General features: G+C 64.1%; 19 protein-coding genes. 6 read left to right on the top strand and 13 right to left on the bottom strand.

Annotated features, from left to right (window positions below; genetic code table 11):
• Nucleotides 1-168: 168 nt before the first annotated feature.
• The 3 genes from G3A50_RS01710 to pxpB all read right to left on the bottom strand — a co-directional run bounded on the left by G3A50_RS01710 (nt 169) and on the right by pxpB (nt 2,834).
• Nucleotides 169-921 carry a GntR family transcriptional regulator gene (locus G3A50_RS01710; RefSeq protein ID WP_163073535.1) on the bottom strand — a complete coding sequence of 251 codons (753 nt, stop codon included), beginning with the start codon at nt 919-921 and terminating at the stop codon, nt 169-171.
• Nucleotides 922-1,038: 117 nt separating this feature from the next.
• Nucleotides 1,039-2,079 carry a 5-oxoprolinase subunit C family protein gene (locus G3A50_RS01705; RefSeq protein ID WP_163073534.1) on the bottom strand — a complete coding sequence of 347 codons (1,041 nt, stop codon included), beginning with the start codon at nt 2,077-2,079 and terminating at the stop codon, nt 1,039-1,041.
• Nucleotides 2,076-2,834, bottom strand: coding sequence for a 5-oxoprolinase subunit PxpB (pxpB, locus tag G3A50_RS01700; protein WP_163073533.1), 759 nt, complete (start codon nt 2,832-2,834; stop codon nt 2,076-2,078). Before pxpB ends, G3A50_RS01705 begins: the two co-directional genes overlap by 4 nt.
• Nucleotides 2,835-2,976: 142 nt before the next feature.
• On the opposite strand from pxpB, the gene G3A50_RS01695 reads away from it, so the two are divergent.
• On the top strand, nt 2,977-3,753 hold the full coding sequence (locus tag G3A50_RS01695) for a LamB/YcsF family protein (protein ID WP_281355832.1): 777 nt from the start codon (nt 2,977-2,979) through the stop codon (nt 3,751-3,753).
• A 5-nt stretch (nt 3,754-3,758) separates the two neighbouring features.
• Nucleotides 3,759-6,194, top strand: coding sequence for a 5-amino-6-(D-ribitylamino)uracil--L-tyrosine 4-hydroxyphenyl transferase CofH (gene cofH / locus G3A50_RS01690; protein ID WP_163073531.1), 2,436 nt, complete (start codon nt 3,759-3,761; stop codon nt 6,192-6,194).
• Between the two features lie 277 nt (nt 6,195-6,471).
• On the opposite strand, the gene G3A50_RS01685 is transcribed toward cofH, so the two are convergent.
• From G3A50_RS01685 to G3A50_RS01640, 10 genes are all read right to left on the bottom strand, one after another.
• Entirely contained in the window at nt 6,472-7,416 is a 945-nt protein-coding gene (locus tag G3A50_RS01685) for an LLM class flavin-dependent oxidoreductase (RefSeq protein WP_163073530.1), read from the bottom strand.
• Between the two features lie 32 nt (nt 7,417-7,448).
• Nucleotides 7,449-8,255: a CoA-transferase subunit beta gene (locus G3A50_RS01680; RefSeq protein WP_163073528.1), complete on the bottom strand. Its 807-nt coding sequence runs from the start codon at nt 8,253-8,255 to the stop codon at nt 7,449-7,451.
• The gene (locus tag G3A50_RS01675; protein WP_210255200.1) at nt 8,245-9,273 is read right to left on the bottom strand and encodes a CoA transferase subunit A; all 1,029 of its coding nucleotides are present in this window, start codon (nt 9,271-9,273) and stop codon (nt 8,245-8,247) included. Before G3A50_RS01675 ends, G3A50_RS01680 begins: the two co-directional genes overlap by 11 nt.
• On the bottom strand, nt 9,248-10,744 hold the full coding sequence (locus G3A50_RS01670) for a pyridoxal-phosphate dependent enzyme (RefSeq protein ID WP_163073524.1): 1,497 nt from the start codon (nt 10,742-10,744) through the stop codon (nt 9,248-9,250). Before G3A50_RS01670 ends, G3A50_RS01675 begins: the two co-directional genes overlap by 26 nt.
• Before the next feature lie 102 nt (nt 10,745-10,846).
• Nucleotides 10,847-11,563, bottom strand: coding sequence for an ABC transporter ATP-binding protein (locus G3A50_RS01665; RefSeq protein ID WP_163073522.1), 717 nt, complete (start codon nt 11,561-11,563; stop codon nt 10,847-10,849).
• Nucleotides 11,556-12,314 carry an ABC transporter ATP-binding protein gene (locus tag G3A50_RS01660; protein ID WP_163073521.1) on the bottom strand — a complete coding sequence of 253 codons (759 nt, stop codon included), beginning with the start codon at nt 12,312-12,314 and terminating at the stop codon, nt 11,556-11,558. The genes G3A50_RS01665 and G3A50_RS01660 overlap by 8 nt, the downstream gene beginning before the upstream one ends.
• Nucleotides 12,311-13,249: a branched-chain amino acid ABC transporter permease gene (locus G3A50_RS01655; protein ID WP_163073519.1), complete on the bottom strand. Its 939-nt coding sequence runs from the start codon at nt 13,247-13,249 to the stop codon at nt 12,311-12,313. The genes G3A50_RS01660 and G3A50_RS01655 overlap by 4 nt, the downstream gene beginning before the upstream one ends.
• Nucleotides 13,246-14,109, bottom strand: coding sequence for a branched-chain amino acid ABC transporter permease (locus tag G3A50_RS01650; RefSeq protein ID WP_163073517.1), 864 nt, complete (start codon nt 14,107-14,109; stop codon nt 13,246-13,248). The genes G3A50_RS01655 and G3A50_RS01650 overlap by 4 nt, the downstream gene beginning before the upstream one ends.
• Before the next feature lie 36 nt (nt 14,110-14,145).
• Nucleotides 14,146-14,691: a carboxymuconolactone decarboxylase family protein gene (locus G3A50_RS01645; RefSeq protein ID WP_163073515.1), complete on the bottom strand. Its 546-nt coding sequence runs from the start codon at nt 14,689-14,691 to the stop codon at nt 14,146-14,148.
• A gap of 107 nt (nt 14,692-14,798) precedes the next feature.
• Nucleotides 14,799-16,022 carry an amino acid ABC transporter substrate-binding protein gene (locus G3A50_RS01640; protein WP_163073514.1) on the bottom strand — a complete coding sequence of 408 codons (1,224 nt, stop codon included), beginning with the start codon at nt 16,020-16,022 and terminating at the stop codon, nt 14,799-14,801.
• 435 nt (nt 16,023-16,457) lie between these two features.
• On the opposite strand from G3A50_RS01640, the gene G3A50_RS01635 reads away from it, so the two are divergent.
• The 4 genes from G3A50_RS01635 to G3A50_RS01620 are packed head-to-tail and all read left to right on the top strand — an operon-like array spanning nt 16,458 to nt 18,640.
• The gene (locus G3A50_RS01635) at nt 16,458-16,928 is read left to right on the top strand and encodes an SRPBCC family protein (RefSeq protein ID WP_163073512.1); all 471 of its coding nucleotides are present in this window, start codon (nt 16,458-16,460) and stop codon (nt 16,926-16,928) included.
• Nucleotides 16,929-16,965: 37 nt separating this feature from the next.
• Nucleotides 16,966-17,454 carry a (2Fe-2S)-binding protein gene (locus G3A50_RS01630; RefSeq protein WP_163073511.1) on the top strand — a complete coding sequence of 163 codons (489 nt, stop codon included), beginning with the start codon at nt 16,966-16,968 and terminating at the stop codon, nt 17,452-17,454.
• Between the two features lie 19 nt (nt 17,455-17,473).
• Nucleotides 17,474-18,280, top strand: coding sequence for an FAD binding domain-containing protein (locus G3A50_RS01625; RefSeq protein WP_163073509.1), 807 nt, complete (start codon nt 17,474-17,476; stop codon nt 18,278-18,280).
• Nucleotides 18,281-18,289: 9 nt separating this feature from the next.
• Nucleotides 18,290-18,640 carry an ArsC family reductase gene (locus tag G3A50_RS01620; protein ID WP_210255199.1) on the top strand — a complete coding sequence of 117 codons (351 nt, stop codon included), beginning with the start codon at nt 18,290-18,292 and terminating at the stop codon, nt 18,638-18,640.
• The last annotated feature ends 9 nt before the right edge of the window (nt 18,641-18,649 follow it).

Raw genomic sequence — 18,649 nt, 5'->3', positions numbered from 1 at the left:
TCTCAAAAAGGAAATATGGACGCTCCTAAAGTGCTGTCTCGTCTGCGTGCGCCCGTCAGGCGCGGCCGGCAGCAGCGCCCCGGGGTTCGCAGGAGTCCACGTTCAAGTGGATGAATCGCGGTCCGCGGAACACACGGCAAAAGACTGAGACGACTGAGGTTTGCGCCTTCAGCGCAGCAGGTCGACGTCGAGCTGCACGCAATCGCCGCGGTAGATGATGTCGGCAATATAGATGACGACGTCGTTCTCATCCGTCACCGCAAGGTGGGCTTCTACGGTCGGGAAGCCGATGCCGGTGGCGAGCAGGTTGGCGACCCGTGGCTCCACCGTTCCAACGATGAAGCTCTGCCGCGCGCGCCGCACCTTGAGCCCTTCGAGCGTGGCCACCACGCTGATGGTTGGCTCCCGATCGAAGCGGGCGGGAGCCAGCGCGTAGAGCCGTTCGTCGAAATAGACCTTGGCGAAGGAGTAGGGCTGGCCGCGGCGGGATTGAACGCTTTCGAGATAGCGATAATGCGGGGCCGCGGTCCCATCCTCGGCGCGGATGGGCGGGGGCGGCGGAGTGGTCGTCACGGGTAGGAAGCGCGGGACATTGGCACCAATGGTGCCGGCCAGCGAGTGCCACTTCAGATCCAGCTTCAGCCAGCGCTTCTCCTCGACCGAGCCGGACACGAAGGTGCCCTTGCCCTGGATACGCCGAACCAGACCCTCGCTCTGGAGCACTTCCACCGCCTGCCGAACCGTGACGCGGGCGACGCGGAACTCCGCCTCCAGCTCCTGAAGCGTCGAGATCTTCTCATTGGGCTTCCACACGCCGTCTTCGATACGGCGCCGGATAACGCCCGCGATCTGCAGATAGCGGGGCACCGGGCTGCGGCGGTAGTCGGGACTGGCCAGTGCGGCCACGGAATCCTTGAGCATCGGCAATATCGGTTTCCCAGGTGCCGTGGTTGTGGCTGTCGCCTCGGCCATGGCGTCGGAATCAGTCAGAACGTTCTATCTTCAGTATCACGCAATCCTATCCCGCGCTCGGCGCGGTTATTCGCTTTCCCAAGCGGATACAACGCCCGAGATCAGATTCTCGGTCAGCAGGGCAGCCTCGTCGACATGCGCGGCTTCCCGCACCGGGACGAATGAGGCTATCAGCCGAGAGATGTCATCCTCCAGAGTACGGCGCGCTACCTCCGCTTCCTCCACCGACACGGAGGTGAACCGCAGTTCCGCCCCTGGCAGAAGGCGTCCAGCGGCAGGCAGGTCCGAGGAGATGACGGTCGCGACCTTCGCATAGCCACCGATGGTCTGGTGATCGGCGAGCAGAACGATGGGCAGTCCCGAGCCCGGCACCTGGATCGACCCGTTGGCGATACCGTCGGACACGATGTCGGCGCTGACGCGGAAGGCGAGCGGGGGGCCATCGAGCCGCATGCCCATGCGATCCGCATCGCGCGAGACACGGTAGGTCGAACCGAGGAACGTTGCGATTCCCTCTTCCGTGAACGCTTCCGACTGAGGTCCGAGGACGACGCGTAACGGCCCGGAGGCGGACAGCTCTGGCGGGGAGGGTAGTTCGAGGCAGCGACCATGGGGCGAAGTCGGGCCGACCGGCAGGACGTCACCGCTGCCCACAGGGCGCCCTTGATATCCGCCGAAGCCGCCCTTGAGATCGGTGGCGCGTGAGCCGAGGACGACGGGCACTTCGATGCCACCCGCCACGGCGAGCACGGCGCAGCCGCTCCTGGAAAGGGCGCCAACGCGGACGCTCGCATCGGCGGGCACGTCGATCGCTCTCCAGGCAGGAAAGCGCCGCGTCTCACCCTCAAACGTCACATCGATCGTCACGTCGGCGCCGGCAACCGCGAGCCGCGCGGTGCCGCCTTCCACGGTGAAATGGGGGCCTGCGAGCCGGCATTCGAGCGCGGCGAGGGTTTCAGCATTGCCGACAAGCGCGTTTGCGAGGCGCAGCGCAACCGGGTCCAACGCACCGCAGACCGGCACGCCATAGGCCTGGAAGCCCGTGCGGCCGAGATCCTGCACGCTGGTTTGAGGGCCGGGCTGGGTGAAGCGCAGGCGGACCGTCATGCCGCCCCCTCCTGGTCAGGCACATAGGCGCCTTCTGCCACCTTCCGCTGGATGGCAGCGTGGCTCTGCGCATCGACCGGCACGAACCGCACGCCATCGCCCGGCGCGAACAATGTCGGTGGCGACTGCGTAGGATCGAACAGCCGAACCGGCGTATTGCCGAGAAGCCGCCAGCCGCCCGGCGAGGCTACCGGATAGATACCGGTCATGCGCTGCGCAATGGCGACCGACCCCGGCGGTACCCGGACGCGGGGCGTCGTGAGGCGCGGCAGATCGAGTTCGGGAACGATGTCTCCCAGATAGGCGAAGCCGGGCAGGAACCCCTGTACGTAAACCCGGTAGACCTCGCCTGAGTGGCGGGTGATCACCTCATCGCTCGAAAGACCGGTGGCCGATGCTACCGCGTCGAGGTCCGGCCCCGCTTCACCACCATAAAGCACGGGTATCCGCCATATGCGTTGAAGTTCGCCCTGCACGGTTTCGCCGAGATCGAGGTCGCCGAGAACGCGCTGAAGCGTGGCGGCCGACGTTGCGCGTGGGTCATAGTTCACCAGCAGGGAGCGGAAACTCGGCACCGTCTCGACCATGCCTTCGGGCGCGGCCTCGGCCAGTACGGCGGCGGCGCGGTGGACCAGGGCATTGATTTCGGGTGCAATACGGTCACCGAATTCCACCGCGAATGCCGTGTCACCCACGGGCAGAAAGCGCGCGAGCGCGCCAATGCGCCTGTCCGTCGGCTCTGTCGATCCGGTCATGGCTCCTCCGCCTGCGTCGGCGCGCGCGCGGGCCGCTACCGGCCGTTGCGGCAATCGTACTAATGTTAGTACGTTTGATCTTGAAATCCATTATTATTTAAGATGTTAATATCGCGAACGTACAGCAATAAGGAGAGGGCTCGTGGCGGTGCGCATCAACATCAATGCCGATATGGGAGAGGGCTATGGGCACTACAACATCGGCAATGACGACGCGATCCTGAGCATCGTTCAGAGCGTGAACGTCGCCTGCGGCCAGCATGGCGGCGACGCGACGGTCATGCGCGAGGTCTGCCTGAAGGCCAAGGAACGCGGCGTCTCGATCGGCGCCCATCCAGGTTTTAACGATGTATGGGGCTTCGGGCGCCGGCAGATCCGCATGAACGCCAACGATCTCGAATACCTCGTCGCCTATCAGCTCGGCGCGCTCGCCGGCATGGCGGCCTATGCGGGCATCAAGGTGACCCATGTGAAGCCACACGGCGCGCTGAACAATATGTGCGCCATCGACCGTGACTACGCGATGGCCATCGGTCGCGCGATCAAGACCGTGGACCCTTCCCTCTATTATCTCGCCCTGTCGCAGTCCCAGATGGAGAAGGCGGCGACCGACCTTGGCCTGCCGCTGGCGCGCGAAGCGTTCATCGATCGGCTTTATGATGACGAGGGCAATCTGCTCACCCGCACCGATCCGCGTGCGGTCATCAAGGATCCCAAGCTCGCCGCCGAACGTACGGTCCGCATGGTGCTGGATGGTGAGATCATCTCCGTCAACGGCAAGAAAATGCCGACCAAATTCGATTCGCTGTGTATCCATGGCGACGAGCCCACCGCGATTGCGGTGGCGCAGTCTTGCTGCGAGGCGCTGCGCAAGGCGGGTGTTGAGTTGGTGACGATACCTGAGATGATGAAGGGCTGAAGCCAATGCGGCAACGGCTGGAGGCGGCGGCTGCCGGGGCGAGACTTGCCTCGGCCGAGGCACGGGCGCTGGCGGACTGGGTCGATCTGCCCACACTGATGGATGCGGCGGCGCGGCGACGCGACACCGGTTTTGGTAGCACCGTTACGGTGTCGCGCAAGGTGTTCATCCCGCTCACCCAGCTCTGCCGCGATGTGTGCCGCTACTGCACCTTTGCCCATCCGCCCCGTAAGGGGCAGCGGGCCTTCCTGACACCGGAGGAGGTGCTGGAGATCGCGCGCGCGGGCGCGCGCGTTGGCTGTGACGAGGCGTTGTTCACCCTCGGAGACAAGCCTGAGCTTCGGTACAAGGTGGTGCGCGAGGAACTCGCGGCACTGGGCTATACTTCGACGCTCGACTATCTCGCTGCCATGGCTGGCTTGGTTCTCAAAGAGACGGGCTTGCTACCTCACCTCAATGCCGGTGTGATGAGCGAGGATGAGCTGCGTGTTCTGCGCTCCGTCTCCGCCTCACAGGGCATGATGATCGAGACCACGTCGGCGCGGCTGTCGGCGCGCGGAGGCCCGCATTTCGGCTCGCCGGACAAAGAGCCGTTGGTGCGTCTGGCGACGCTGGAGGCGGCGGGTCGGGCTCGCGTGCCTTTCACGACCGGCCTGCTCATCGGCATTGGCGAGACCCGCGAGGAACGGATCGACGCCCTGCTTGCCATCCGCGACAGCCATGAGCGCCACGGGCATGTGCAGGAAGTCATCATCCAGAACTTCCGTGCCAAGGTCGGGACCCGGATGGCTGGCGCTCCCGAGCCTACTCTGGAAGATCATCTGTGGACCGTGGCCGTGGCGCGGTTGATCCTCGGTACCGATGTCTCGGTGCAGGCCCCACCCAATCTTCAGCCGGAGGGCCTCAAGGCCCTCATCGACGCAGGCATTAACGACTGGGGCGGGGTCTCTCCAGTGACCCCCGACCACGTGAACCCGGAAGCGCCCTGGCCCGCGCTTGCCGCGCTCGCCAATGCGACGGCTAGGGCCGGCAAGGTGTTGGCGCCTAGGCTCGCTGTCTATCCTGCCTTTCTCCACGCGGCAGGAAGCTGGCTCGACGAAGCCATCAGACCTCATGCGCTACACCGCGCCGATGCCGGCGGGTTCGCCCATGAGAGCGGCTGGCGGGTCGGTGAGGGCGAGGATTTCGACGAGACCGTCATCGAATGGCCTGTGAGTCCCGCAATTGCAGGCGAGGGCCGGCATCTCGACGTCTTGTTCGACAGGGCATTCGACGGGCACGAACTGTCCGAACCCGAGATCGTGCGGCTGTTCGAGGCGCGCGGGGACGAGGCCTTGCGCGTGGGTGAGGCGGCGGACGAGTTGCGGCGGCGCATGGTGGGCGAGACCGTGTCCTATGTCGTCACGCGCAACATCAATTACACCAATGTCTGCGCCTACCGCTGCGGCTTCTGCGCCTTCTCAAAGGGCAAGCAGAACGAACATCTGCGCGGCAAGCCGTATGAGCTCGACCTCGCCGAGATCCAGCGTCGTGCGCGCGAAGCCTGGGAGCGTGGGGCGACCGAGGTCTGCATGCAGGGCGGCATCCATCCGGATTTCTCGGGGGAAACCTACCTCGCCATCGTCCGGGCCGTGAAGCAGGCGGTACCGGACATGCACATTCACGCGTTCTCAGCGCTGGAAGTGCGGCATGGGGCGTCAACGCTCGACATTCCGGTCCCGGAGTTCCTGCTGCGGCTGAAAGAGGCGGGATTGGGCACGCTGCCGGGAACCGCAGCTGAGATCCTCGACGACGAGGTTCGCGCTGTGATCTGCCCGGACAAGCTCAACACAGCCGAATGGCTGGAGACCGTCGCCGCGGCACATCGTGTCGGACTGAAGACGACCTCGACCATCATGTTCGGCCATGTGGAGCACTATCGGCACTGGGCGCGCCATCTTTTGCGGCTGCGCCATCTTCAGGCGGAAACCGGTGGCATCACCGAATTTGTCCCTCTGCCCTTCCTGCACATGGAGGCGCCGCTCTATTTGAAGGGTGGCACACGGCAGGGCCCCAGCCGGCGTGAGGCGCTGCTGATGCACGCGGTCGGGCGGCTGGTACTCAACCCGTTGATTCCCAACATTCAGGCCAGCTGGGTGAAGCTCGGTGAGGGCGGCCTTGTCGCCGCCCTGAAGTCGGGGGCGAACGATATCGGCGGCACGCTGATGGATGAATCGATCAGTCGTGCCGCTGGGGGCTCTCATGGTCAGGAGTTCCCGCCAGACCGGATGGAGGCGGCTATCCGCGCGGCCGGACGCCTCGCGCGCCAGCGCACGACGGCCTATGGCGATGCACCGTCGCGGCAGAAGCAGCGCTCTTACGCCGCTGAGGCGTTGAAACCCCGCGTGGAAGCCGCGGCCGGGAAGTTCGCTAAGATCGGCAGTCGCGCCGCCCGAGGCTGAACGGCCGGTCCCGGCGCGGCCGCCGGTCTCAGTTGTGGTGATGCGTTCCGCGCGGGTGATGCGGATGAACGCGGGGGGAGGCGACGGAAGACAGCTTCAGGGCTTTGTCCCCAACAAGGGGTATGCGACATCCCGACAGACTTTGGCTGCAGCCAAGCGGCGCCTGGCCGCGGCGACTAACCGCCGCGCTCCTTCGCTCATTGCGGCGCCGCATGCCCCCAGACGAAAAACGCCGGCCTTGCAGCCGGCGTTCTCTGCAACGGGTCGTGCCGGCCACTCACTTGCGCAGTAGCGGCAGCACTTCGTGGGCCAGCAGATCGACCTGTTCCTTCTCGTACCGATACGGCACGAAGACGATCTTTTTCACACCGGTCTCGACGTGCCTGGCAATCTGCTCGGCGCATTCGGCTGGCGTGCCGACGATGGCGCTGTCGAAGGTAGAGAGCGAGCCCTTCGAGAGGTCCCATTCCGCGTTCAACCATTCGGTCATCTTCGGCATGCCGACATCACGCGGGCCAACATAGATGGGCAACTGGTTGAGGCTGTAGAGCGAGGCGGGATCGCGGCCTTCCTCTTCGGCGAAGGCAGAAATCTTCGCCCAAGCCTCGTTGTAGCCTTCCGGCGTATAGAAATAGGTCAGCCAGCCATCACCGCGCTTGGCGACGCGCTTGAGCACCACGTCGACATACCCGCCGATGAGAATGGGCGGGTGCGGCTTCTGCACCGGCTTGGGGAACATGACCGCATTGCGCAGGTTCAGCTCATCCCATTGGCCGGTGACTGAATCCTGCGTCCAGAGCTGGCGCAGGATATCGAGGTTGCGGTCCATGATCTTGCCGCGACGCTCAAAGGGAATGCCGACGGCGTCGAACTCGCGCTTGTACCAGCCAACCGCGGCGCCGAGCATCAGCCGACCATTGGAAATCAGGTCAATTGAGGAGAGTTGCTTGGCGAGCGTCACCGGATTGCGTAGTGGCAGGACCAGTACGCCGGTGCCGATCTTGATGCTCTTCGTGCGCGCCGCGACGGCGGTCAGCAGGGCCAGCGAGTCGATGATGGGGAAGTTCGGGTCGGTACCCAGAAGGATATGGTCCCAGACCCAGAGCGACTCGAATCCCAGTTCCTCCATCCGCACGCCGTAATCGATCAGCGCTCCCGCGTCCGGCATCTCGGGAAACCGGGTGAAGTTGCGCATCGCCACGCCGTAGGCCGGGCCACTCATGATCGTCTCCGCTGCACGTTAAGAGGTGGCCTTCAGGCCGTGTAGAGCTGTTCCGGGTCAAGCTCGCGCAGGATGGCGAGCTCTTCCATCGCGGGTGCCTCGGTGGTGGGAACGTCCGCCGGCACTGGCAGTTCAAATCCGGTATTGGCCTTGATGTCCGCCGCGGTCACGCCGGGATGAAGGGCGAGCACCATCATTTCGCGGTTCTCCTCGTCAAACCCAAGAATGCCGAGGTCCGTCACCACGCGGAACATGCCGCCCGCCGGCAGGCCGGCCTCGGCGCGCGTCCTGCCACCATTGATGAAACCCGGGCTGGTGATGAAGTCGACCTTCTCCACGAAGCGGCGTTTTTCATGCTTCATGGCGACGATCATATCCGCGAGGCTGGCGATGTCGTTGCCACCGCCCGTCCCCGGCAGCCGTATCTTTGGGTTGGCCGGGTCGCCAATGAAGGAAGAGTTGAGATTGCCATAGCGGTCGATCTGCGCGCCGCCCATGAACCCGACATCGACATAGCCGCGCTGCAGCATCAGCAGCACCTCGGTGATCGACACCAGCATGTTGGCGCGGCGCGTGCAGCGCTGCTCATTGGTGGAAGGCGGCAGCTTGCCCGCCTCCACGAACGGACCGATGACTCCGCCCTCAAAAAGGATGGTTAGCCCAGGTGCGTGAGTCTTCTGTGCAAGAATGGCGGCGAGCAGGGGAATGCCAACGCCGGCGAAGACGGTCTGCCCATCCTTGAGCAGGCGTGCGCTCATCACCCCGAGCAACTCCGAGGCGGTGTAGCTCCGGGATGCGAGGGCGCCGGCGAGGCCGGTGCGCGCGGCTTCAATCGTCATAGATGCCACTCCCGCGGCGCTGGGCGTCCAGCAGTTCCGCCATGCCGATACGACTGAGATAGTCGGCCCAGTCCTTGGGCTCGTGATAGAAGCGCTCGAGATAGGCCTTCGCGCCCGCCTCGGCGTCGCGCCCTGTCATCTCGGCGTACAGGTCCATGTGGCTGTAAAACGGCTCATAGAGTCCGTAGCACTCGTGCGGGGCGCAGCCGAAGGGAACTTCGACGACGGCGTCGACGGTGAAGAAGCCGATCTTTGTCTGGTCCGGATGGCGGCGGATCTGTTCGTTGGACACCACCCGCTCGGTGGTGAGGATGACCCGATTGGCGGCCATCGCGATATCGATGTCCATGAAGGTCAGGCCATCGAGCTGAGCATTGCCATAGGCATCGCAGCGCTGGACGTGAATGATGGCGACGTCCGGATTGAGCGCGGGCACCGCCAGCAGGGTCTCGCCCGTGAACGGGCACTCCATGGTCTTGGCCGCCGCGAATGACGGATCTGCCGGTCCCGCTCCATCACCGCTCACCTGGCCGAGTACATCCGAGCCGAGCATCGAACGCATCGGAAGGAATGGCACGCCCATCGCGCCCGCGCGGTAGCGCAGGCCCATCGCCATGTGGCTCCACTCCTCGAACCGGGCGCGTTTGCTCTCGGTATAGGCCCGCATCACCTTCGAGACACCCCACACGATGCCCTGGCTGAACCAGCTGGTGATGAGATGCGTCGACAGGCCGGAGGCGTAAAATATGTCTCCCTCGGTGGACATGATGGAGCGCGAGACCGTGAGGTCGCGCTTCTGCGCCCGCACCAGAGCCCAGATCATGGCGAAGGGCGTGCGTGAGGCCGTGCAGCCTCCAACGGCGAGGTGGTCGCCATTGCCGACAAGCTTCGCCGCCTCTTCAAGCGACGTCACCTTGTCACGCAGGCTGCGATCGCGCTCGCGGGTGCGCTGACGCAAGTCGGAATAGGCTAAGGGGGTCACGCCAGTCTCCTCACGCCGCCTTGGCGATGCCGACATCGCGGTTCATGCGGACGATAAGTTCGTCAAATATGGCTAGGTTCTCGTGCAGGCCGCGCCAGAAACTCTGATGACGACGACGGTCGAAGTCCTCGACCGAGATGCCCTGCTGCTCAACCCACGTGTAATAGCCCAGATTGAACACGCGCTGGCGATCACGGTGATCGAGTTCGAGCACATGGTCGGCGCCCGCGCCCAGCAGGTGCTGTCCGAAGGCCTCACCCGCATCCACCTGGTCGTACACATTTCCCTTGCGGCCGAGATGCTGGGCGCGCTCGCTCTCGTAAAGCGCGGCGCCGTCGGTCGCGACCGTCAGGATGACGTCATTTTCATCGAGGTCGAGACGGCGGGCGGTCTTGATCGCGGCCAGGACATTGCCGATGCCGGAAAGGCCAAGCTGGGCAAGGCCCTCGATGGTGGCGGCGTCGATGCCGCGTCTCTGGGCGAGATAGGCACGCCCGACTTCCGAACCGAAAAGCAGTGCCAGATCGTCGGTCGCCGCATCCGACACGCCCACCACGATGTCGGTATTGGTGACATTGTGGATCAGCGGCACATGTTTGTCACCGATGCCCTGGATGTTGTGCTCACCGAAGCCGTTATAGAGCAGCGTGGCGCACTCCTCCGGCTCCATGGCGACGATGCGGGTGCCATACTGTTCCTTCAGCCGGTCGCCTGCACCCAGCGTGCCCGCCGAACCCGTTCCCGCAACGAAGGCGGCGAGGCGCAAGTCCGGTTTCCCCACGCTCAGCGCCTCGAACAGAGCGCCTGCGGCGGCGCCGGTCATGGCGTAATGAGCGAGGTAGTTCGGGAATTCGGAGAACTGGTTGAGAATGAAGTTGGTCTCGTCCTTCGCCATCTCGGCGCAGGCGTCATAGATTTCCTTCACGTTGGACTCTGTGCCCGGCGTGCGGACGATGTCCGACGGATCGGTGACCCACTGCTCCAGCCAGTTGAAGCGTTCCGCGCTCATGCCGCCCGGCAGCACCGCGACGCCGCGGCAGCCGAGGATGCGCGAAATGGCAACGCCGCCACGGCAGTAGTTGCCGGTCGAGGGCCAAACCGCACGATGGTGGGTGGGGTCGAACATGCCGGTCACCAGGCGCGGCGCCAGACACGCATAGGCCGCCAGCACCTTGTGCGCATGGATCATCGGGAAATGCCGGCCCTGCATCACCACGATGCGGGCGGCAATGCCGGTGACGGAGCGCGGCAGCTCGGTGAAGGCGGGAACGCTGCGGCCGGCCACGGTCATCGCATTGTTGAACCAGTGCACGCCGAACAGGTTGCGCGGATCGGGCGCTTCCTTGTCCGCTGCTTCGGCCATCTGCCGAGTGGCTCCCGGAATCGTGTCCGGCGCGGCAAGCTGGGCAAAGGTCGGAAGGACGATCCCACGCTCGCGCAGATGCGCCACGGTTCGCGCGTGGATGCTGTCGTCGGCGATGTGGGTGGGGATGTCGAACGGGTTCATGCGGCAGCTTTCCGGGCAGCGAGCGAGGCAAGACGCATCAGCGATTTTCGATGATACTAATGATAGTACCAATTGTGCAAATTCTTATTCATATCGCGCGCCTTAAATCGACAGATAGGCTTCGCTGACCGTCGGATCCTTGGCCAGTTCCGCCGAGATGCCTCCGCGCGCGACACGCCCGTTTTCAATGATGTAGGCGCGGTGCGAGAGGTCGAAGGCGGTCATGACGTCTTGCTCCACGAGGAGGATGGTCTGTCCTGCCTTGTTGAGAGCGATCAAGGCTTCGCCGAGGTGCTCCACCATGCGCGGGGAAAGACCGAGGGAGAGCTCGTCGATCATCAAAAGCCGCGGGCGGGACATGATTCCGCGCCCGACTGCGCACATCTGCTGCTCGCCGCCGGAAAGCGTGGTCGCATCCTGGCGTTGACGCTCACGAAGGATCGGGAACAGCTCGAAGACCCATTCGAGGTCCCGCGCGATCTCGCTCTTGTCGGCCCGCAGATAGGCGCCCAGCATGAGATTGTCGCGCACGGTGAGGCCTCGGAACAGGCGGCGGCCTTCCGGCACATGGGCGATACCCGCCTTCAGGGCGATATCCGGCCTTTCGCCACCGATGTTCGCCCCGTCGAAGCGGATGGAGCCGGAATTCGGCCGCAGCAGGCCCGAAATGGTGCGCAGCAAGGTACTCTTACCCGCGCCGTTTGAGCCGACCAGCGCAACGACTTCGCCGGGGTACACGACGAGGTCCATGCCCCACAGAACCTGGATCTGGCCATAGCCGGCGGTGACGCCCTCAAGCGACAGCAGCGGTTCAGCCATGATGCATCTCCTTGAGGCGAGCCGCGAACTTCTGGCCGAGATAGGCTTCGATGACACGCTCGTCGGCGACGATCTCCGCGCTCGGTCCGTCGGCGATGAGCTGGCCGTGATGCAGCACGAGGAGACGCTTGGACAGGGAGAGCACCACTTTCATCAGATGTTCGATGATGAGAACCGTGACCCCGCGATCGGCGATCTTGCGGATCAGGTCGAGCGCACCGTCAATCTCGGAGGAGTTCAGCCCGGCGTTCACCTCGTCGAGCATGAGCACCTTGGGGTTCATGGCCAGGCTCTTGGCCAGCTCCAGCCGTTTGCGCGCGGCCAGAGCGAGGTTGGCTGCCGGCCGATCGGCCAAGGGGGCGAGCCCCACGAATTCAAGGCTTTCCCGCGCCTTGTCGCGGGCGTCGCCGAGCGATCCTGCACCGCCGCCGAACAGCGACCCGGCGGTCACATTCTCCAGCACCGTCATCTGGGGGAAAGGCTGGACGATCTGGAAGGTGCGCGCGAGCCCGCACCGCGCTGCCTGGTAAGGCTTCTGCGTGCCGACATCCTCGCCCTCGAACATGATGCGACCAGAGCTGCGGCGCAGATTGCCGGTGACCACGTTCACCAGCGTGGTCTTGCCGGCGCCGTTCGGGCCGATTAGGCCGACCACTTCGCCCTCATTGAGCGAGAACGACACGTCCGTGAGTGCATTGAGCCCGCCGAAGGTCTTCGATACGCCTTCCAGTCGCAGAATGGGGTCGTTCATGCGGCACCTCCCGTCGCGCGGCGCAGGCGCGTGCGCAGGCTGAGCAGGCCGCCGGGCAGGAAGAAGATCAGCAGCACGATGACGACGCCGAGAATGGCGCGGTTCCAGTCGATAAAGTTCGCCCAGAACACCTCCTCGAGCAGCACGAAAGCCGCCGCTCCCAGCGCCGGCCCGGCGATGGTCCCGGCCCCGCCCAGGATGGCCATGACCGTCACCTTGACCGTCATCACGATCTGGAAGGAATCGGTCGGATCGATATAGCCGGTCCAGGAGGCGTAAGCCGCGCCGGCGGTCGCGCAGAACACGGCGGAGAGCGTGTAAGCGGCGATCTTGTAGGCCGTGGTGTTGATTCCGACCATGGCAGCCGCATCCTCGTTCTGATGGATGCAGCGCAGGCCGAAGCCGAGACGCGAGCGATCAACAATGATCGTGACCACAAGGCTGGCGGCGAGAATGCCCAGCATCACGTACAGAAAGAACCGCATCAGTTCTTCCGGAGATGCGTGGATCAGAGGAACGTTGAGGCCGTCTCCGCCGCCGGTGAGGCTCGACCATGAAGAGACGATCAGCCGGCACAGCTCGACCACGGCGATGGAGCCGATGGCGAAGTAGTGTCCACGCAGGCGCAGGATGATGCCGCCGAGCAGCGCCGCAAAAACGGCGACCGCAACCGTTGCGATGCCCCAGGATACCACCATCGGGATGCCGTGACGCTGGCACAGCGCCCCGACATAGGCGCCAAGGCCAAAGAACGCGGCCGTCGAGAAGGAGGGATAGCCTGTAAAGCCGCCGATGAAATTCCACGAGGTGGCGAGCGCCCCGTACATCGCGACCATCGCCGCCGTGCGCAGCACATAGTTGTCGGCGTAGAGCGGTGTCGTCGCGAGCACGGCAAGGCCGACGAGGATGGAGCCGTAGAGCGTGAGCGGTTTCATTCGTAGCCCTTCACGCCGACCAATCCGGTCGGACGGGTGAGCAGCAAGATGAGCATGAGTACGAAGCCGGCGGTCATGGCCTGCTGCGGGCCGAACCAGAACCCGGCGAAGCTCTCAACGAGGCCAAGAACAAGCCCGCCGACCAGAGCGCCCGGCACCGAGCCGAGGCCTCCGACGACGCAGACAACGAAAGCCTTGCCGAGCCAGGTTCCGGTAACATTCGTGGTGATCGGGAATACCATCGCGAACACAACACCGGCGACGCCGGCCATGAGCGCGCCGATGCCGAAGGTGATCGCGTAGATGCGGTCCGTGCGAATACCCATCAGCTCAGCGGCGGTACGGTCCATACGCACCGCGACGATGGCGCGGCCGATGTTGGAGCCGCGCATGACCGCATAGAGCAGGAAGGTCAGGAGCAGGGCGAGGGCGGTGCCGAGCAGCCGGTCGACGGGAAGCACGACGGAGCCAAGGTTCACCGCGCCCAGATCCAGCGTGATGCGTCGCGGGGTGGCCGTGAACCAGTAGGTCATCACGTTGTAAAGGATCATGTCCAGCCCGAACGTCAGTGTCAGCGTGGTCAAAACGGGCGCGCTGACGACGCGGTTGATCGCGACACGCTGCAGGACGAAGCCGAGGGTGAACATGAGTACGGCAACCACCGGCAGCATCGCGACCGGATGGATGCCGTAGAAGTGCCACGCGAAGTAGGTGATGTACCCGCCGAGGATGATGAACGATCCGTGGAGCATGTTGATCACGTTCAACACGCCCCACACGAGCGAGAAGCCGACCGCCAGGCAGGCATAGAGCGCGCCGAGCATCAGGCCATTGGCAATGGTCTGGAAATAGATGGCCATCGGGTCACACGCCGATTGGCTTCGCGAGGGGCGCGGTCATGAGGTCTCCTCGGCATACTGGGCGACATAGCCCTCGCGGAAATGGCGCTGGCCACGCGCGGCGAATAGTTCGGGATCGGAAGGCAATCCGTGACCGTCGACGAGGCGGTTCATGAAGGCGTAGCAGCAGCACACCAGAATGATGTCCTGAAGCGCCCGCTCGTCCCAGCCCGCGGCCAGGACCGCATCGGCATCCGACTGCACCATTTTGTAGGGCGTCAGCGTCAGCTTGTTCAGATAGCGGAAGACCGGCTTGAGCTTGTCATCGATCGGCGCGGTTTCGATGTCCTTCATCAAGGGGTCGAAAACGGCCTCGTCTATTCCGAAAAGCTTGGCAGCCTCCCAGTGGGAAGAGTGGCAGTAGCTGCAGGAATTAAGCTGGGAGCAATACGCGCCCATCAGTTCGCGCTCACCCGGCGAGAACACGGATGGGCCGCGCATGATCGATTCCTCGACCTTGCACCATTCGCGGAACAGCGGCGGGTTGAGCGGGTAGATGTCCTTGACCAAGGCATCTTCAGGCAGTGAGGGAAAGAGCGGCAAGGCGACGTCCTCCGATAGGGTGGACCGGATGCCGCTGGTAGCGGCATCCGGTCTGGTTCGTCATTGCATTGGTCTGCTCACACAAAGCCCATTAGCCCGATGCCCGATCACTTGGGCATCGCGATCATGTCGGCGTTCTTGATGTTGGCCGGGGCCAGGACCTTGATGTCCTCGTCCTGGACCTGGATGATCGGCAGCTCGCGCACGAGGTTCATGCCGTTCGGGCCGAACTTGATGGGCCCGTAGAAGGTCTGGATGTCCGTCGCGGCGATCGCGTCGCGTACCTTGGCCTTGTCCAGCGAGCCGGTCCGCTTGACCGCGTCGGCAATCACTTCGCCGGCAGCCGCGCACGAGCCGTGGACATAGTCGGGGTCGCCGCCGGTCTTGGCCTTGAAAGCCTCATAGAAGGCAGCGGTCGTCGGCCACACGCCCTGGCCTTCATAGCTCGTGGCATGGTGCCACCAGCTCGATGAGGTCACGCCATCGGCAAGCTTGCCCAGACCCTCGGTGAATTCCTTGTAGGACGGGCCGGTGACCATGGTGACGATCGGTGCAGTGACACCGAGGTCCTGCATCTGCTTGCGCGCCAGGATGAGGTCCTGGGTGTAGCCGGTGACGTAGATCCAGTCCGGGTTGGTCGCCTTGATGGAGGAGAGCGCAGCGGCGTGGTCCATGGTGCCGACAGGATAGAGTTCCTTGTAGGCGACGGTCAGACCCTCGGCTTCCGCGGCCTTGGCGATGCCTTCCGCCATCGACTTCGGAAACACGTCGTCGCGGCCCAGAACCGCCATGGTCTTGGTTTCCGGGAACTTCTCCTTGAAGAACTTCACCATGGCGGTCGTCATGCCGCCATTCGGCGACAAGGTGCCGAACAGGTGCTTGAAGCTCTGGTCGAAGACGGATTCGGAGGAAGCGACGCAGGCGATGGTCGGAATCTGGTAACGCTCGCCGACACCGGCCACGATCTTAGTATGACCAGAGCCGAAGGGCGCGAACAAGAACTGCACCTTGTCGTCATTGATCAGCTTTTCTGCGAGCTGTCCGGCGCGCTGACCTTCTGACTGATAGTCATATTCAATCAGCTCGACCTTCATTTTCTTGTCGCCGACCTGAAGGCCGCCGGCGTCATTGACCTTCTCGACCCACATCTTCCACACGATGTCCTGCTTCTTGCCTTCATCGGCAAGGCCACCTGTGAGGGCGAGCGGCGCGCCGATCTTGATTGTTTCGGCGTCCTGCGCCCGGGCGGGCACTGTCGCGAGGAGGCCTGTCGCAAGACTGCTCGCCATCAAGGCGAGCTGCGCGGACCGGAGAAAACCCTGTTTGGACATGTCAGTCTCCCTGTTCTGGAGCCGTTTGCGGACGTTGCCCCACAGGTCGAGGGGCCTCGGGGAAGGCTGTCCTGCCGCGCTTTCTTGGGGGCACTTTCCCTGCGGCAGGTATGGTGTGCTATGTGACCATATCAATGTTGGGTTTTTGCTCAACAATGATTGGCACTTAGGGGTGCGTGAATTTTATGCAACAAGCGCCACGGATGCGGGCATACAGGCAGCGTCCGGGAGCTGATAACGGGGAACATGCCGCCGCAACACCCGTGCTGCGGCGCTTGGCACGGGCGTTGCTGTGTCCCGCGCCGGCTGGGCTCGATCCAGCGGCGGCGAAGGCCGATTATTTACGCCTCATAAGGTTCGGGGCGGTTGCAATGAAACAATGGGGGGAGCCACGCCCCCGCCGGCATGCACATGCCAGAAACGATCAGGTGAATCATGGACTTAACCGGCTCACAACGCATCGAGGCATCCCGGGAACACGTGTGGCGCGCGCTGAACGACCCCAACGTGCTGCGTCAGTGCATTCCCGGTTGTCAGGAATTGACACAGGCTTCGCCGACCGAGTTCTCGGCTAAGGTCGTGTTGAAGATCGGGCCGATGAAGGCCACCTTCGCTGGCGCTGTCACACTGTCCGAGCTGGAGCCTCCCAGTGCCTATCGCATCACAGGTGAGGGGCAGGGCGGTGTTGCCGGCTTCGCGAAGGGGGGCGCGCGGGTCTGGCTGGTGGAAGAGGACGAGGCGACCATACTGAACTACGAGGCGCAGGCGAATGTCGGTGGCAAGATGGCTCAACTCGGTGCGCGGCTGATCGACAGCACCGCCAAAAAGCTCGCCGGTGAGTTCTTCGGGGCTTTCGGCAAGGTGGTTTCTCCGGTCCCCTCCGGGATGGCGGACACGAAAGCGTAGCAGTGCAACGAGGCATTAGGCGACCGGGAGCAAGCCGATGCAGACCCTGATAATGAACGTAAATGGCGCGCCCGTGACAGCGACGGTCGACGCGCGGACACTGCTGGTCCAGCTGTTGCGCGACGAGCTGCAGCTCACAGGCACGCATGTCGCGTGCGATACCAGCCAGTGCGGTGCCTGCACGGTTCATCTCGACGGAGTGGCGGTGAAAGCCTGTTCGGTGCTGGCTGTTCAGGCCGATGGGGCCAACGTGCTGACCGTCGAGGGGATCGGTGCCAGCGAGCGTCTGCATCCCATGCAGGAGGCCTTTCGGGAGCATCACGGCCTGCAATGTGGCTTCTGCACGCCAGGCATGATTATGGCCGGAATCGATATCGTCCGGCGCCACGGGACGAATTTGGACGAGCACACAGTGCGCGCCGAGCTGGAGGGCAACATCTGTCGCTGCACCGGCTACCACAACATCGTGCTCGCTATCATGGCGGGTGCGCAGGCAATGGCGGCGATTCCCGCCGCTGCCGAGTGACGCAAGGAGCGGTCGGCGCATGTTCCCCTTCACCTATCATCGTCCCGCTGACCTGGACGCCGTATGCGGTCTGCTGGCCGGCAATGACGAGGCCAAGCTGCTCGCGGGCGGGCAGACCCTGATCGCCACGCTGAAGCAGCGCCTCGCGAGCCCCACCGATCTGATCGACCTGTCCGCCGTTCCCGGCCTCGAGGGGATATCGCGCGAGGGCGAGGCTCTGGTGATTGGCGCGATGACGCGCCATGCCGATGTCGCGTCCTCGGCGCTCGTGCGCGAGGCATTGCCGGTCCTGGCCGAACTCGCCGGAGTGATTGGCGATCCTGCGGTGCGCAATCGCGGCACGATCGGCGGTTCGATCGCGAACAACGACCCGTCGGCCGATTATCCCGCCGCGTGTCTCGCCCTTGCGGCGACCATCGTCACCGACCGGCGAGAGATTGCGGCGTCCGATTTTTTCCTCGGGCTGTTCGAGACGGCGCTGGAGCCGGACGAGATCATCCTCCGCATCCTCTTTCCGATCGGTGGTAAGGCCAGCTACGCCAAATTCCCGAACCCGGCGTCGCGCTATGCCATGGCGGGTGCGCTGGTCTGGCGAGGTGGGCTTGAGGTGCGTGTCGCCATTACAGGCGCGGGTCAGAACGGTGTCTTCCGCTGGACCGTGGCCGAGGCAGCGCTCGCGGACGATTTCACGCCCGCCGCACTGGCCTCTCTGGCGCTTGATGGCGAGGAGATGATCGCGGACATCCATGGCACCGGCGCCTATCGCGCCCATCTGGCCGGCGTTATGACGAGGCGCGCCGTGGCGCGGATCGTCGAACAAGGCTGAGGAATGAGCGTGGCTGTCACAATCTACGGCATCAAGAACTGCGACACGATGAAGAAGGCGAGGGCCTGGCTGGAGGGGCATGGCGTCGCCTATGCCTTCCATGACTACAAGACATCGGGCATCGACGCGGCGCATCTGCGGGAATGGACGGGCAAGGTGGGCTGGGAAGTGCTGCTCAACCGCGCCGGCACCACCTTCCGCAAGCTCTCCGAGGCGGACAAGGCCGATATCGATGAGGCGAAAGCGCTTCGACTGATGCAGGCGCAGCCTTCGCTCATCAAGCGGCCGGTGCTGGATGCCGGCGGGAAGCTCTTCGTTGGCTTCAAGCCGGACATCTACGCGGCGACGTTCGGAAGCTGACCCTGGCGG

Source organism: Ancylobacter pratisalsi, from assembly GCF_010669125.1.
GTDB classification, from domain to species: domain Bacteria; phylum Pseudomonadota; class Alphaproteobacteria; order Rhizobiales; family Xanthobacteraceae; genus Ancylobacter; species Ancylobacter pratisalsi.
Note: the sequence above shows the minus strand (reverse complement) of the source record. Positions and strands in the feature narration are given on the sequence as shown.

Excerpts from the sequence above, each read along its gene's own strand:
- G3A50_RS01710 (WP_163073535.1), bottom strand. The coding sequence starts at position 921 with ATGCTCAAGGATTCCGTGGCCGCACTGGCCAGTCCCGACTACCGCCGC.
- G3A50_RS01705 (WP_163073534.1), bottom strand. The coding sequence starts at position 2,079 with ATGACGGTCCGCCTGCGCTTCACCCAGCCCGGCCCTCAAACCAGCGTG.
- pxpB (WP_163073533.1), bottom strand. The coding sequence starts at position 2,834 with ATGACCGGATCGACAGAGCCGACGGACAGGCGCATTGGCGCGCTCGCG.
- cofH (WP_163073531.1), top strand. The coding sequence starts at position 3,759 with ATGCGGCAACGGCTGGAGGCGGCGGCTGCCGGGGCGAGACTTGCCTCG.
- G3A50_RS01685 (WP_163073530.1), bottom strand. The coding sequence starts at position 7,416 with ATGAGTGGCCCGGCCTACGGCGTGGCGATGCGCAACTTCACCCGGTTT.
- G3A50_RS01680 (WP_163073528.1), bottom strand. The coding sequence starts at position 8,255 with ATGACGATTGAAGCCGCGCGCACCGGCCTCGCCGGCGCCCTCGCATCC.
- G3A50_RS01675 (WP_210255200.1), bottom strand. The coding sequence starts at position 9,273 with ATGTCGGCATCGCCAAGGCGGCGTGAGGAGACTGGCGTGACCCCCTTA.
- G3A50_RS01670 (WP_163073524.1), bottom strand. The coding sequence starts at position 10,744 with ATGAACCCGTTCGACATCCCCACCCACATCGCCGACGACAGCATCCAC.
- G3A50_RS01665 (WP_163073522.1), bottom strand. The coding sequence starts at position 11,563 with ATGGCTGAACCGCTGCTGTCGCTTGAGGGCGTCACCGCCGGCTATGGC.
- G3A50_RS01660 (WP_163073521.1), bottom strand. The coding sequence starts at position 12,314 with ATGAACGACCCCATTCTGCGACTGGAAGGCGTATCGAAGACCTTCGGC.
- G3A50_RS01655 (WP_163073519.1), bottom strand. The coding sequence starts at position 13,249 with ATGAAACCGCTCACGCTCTACGGCTCCATCCTCGTCGGCCTTGCCGTG.
- G3A50_RS01650 (WP_163073517.1), bottom strand. The coding sequence starts at position 14,109 with ATGGCCATCTATTTCCAGACCATTGCCAATGGCCTGATGCTCGGCGCG.
- G3A50_RS01640 (WP_163073514.1), bottom strand. The coding sequence starts at position 16,022 with ATGTCCAAACAGGGTTTTCTCCGGTCCGCGCAGCTCGCCTTGATGGCG.
- G3A50_RS01635 (WP_163073512.1), top strand. The coding sequence starts at position 16,458 with ATGGACTTAACCGGCTCACAACGCATCGAGGCATCCCGGGAACACGTG.
- G3A50_RS01630 (WP_163073511.1), top strand. The coding sequence starts at position 16,966 with ATGCAGACCCTGATAATGAACGTAAATGGCGCGCCCGTGACAGCGACG.
- G3A50_RS01625 (WP_163073509.1), top strand. The coding sequence starts at position 17,474 with ATGTTCCCCTTCACCTATCATCGTCCCGCTGACCTGGACGCCGTATGC.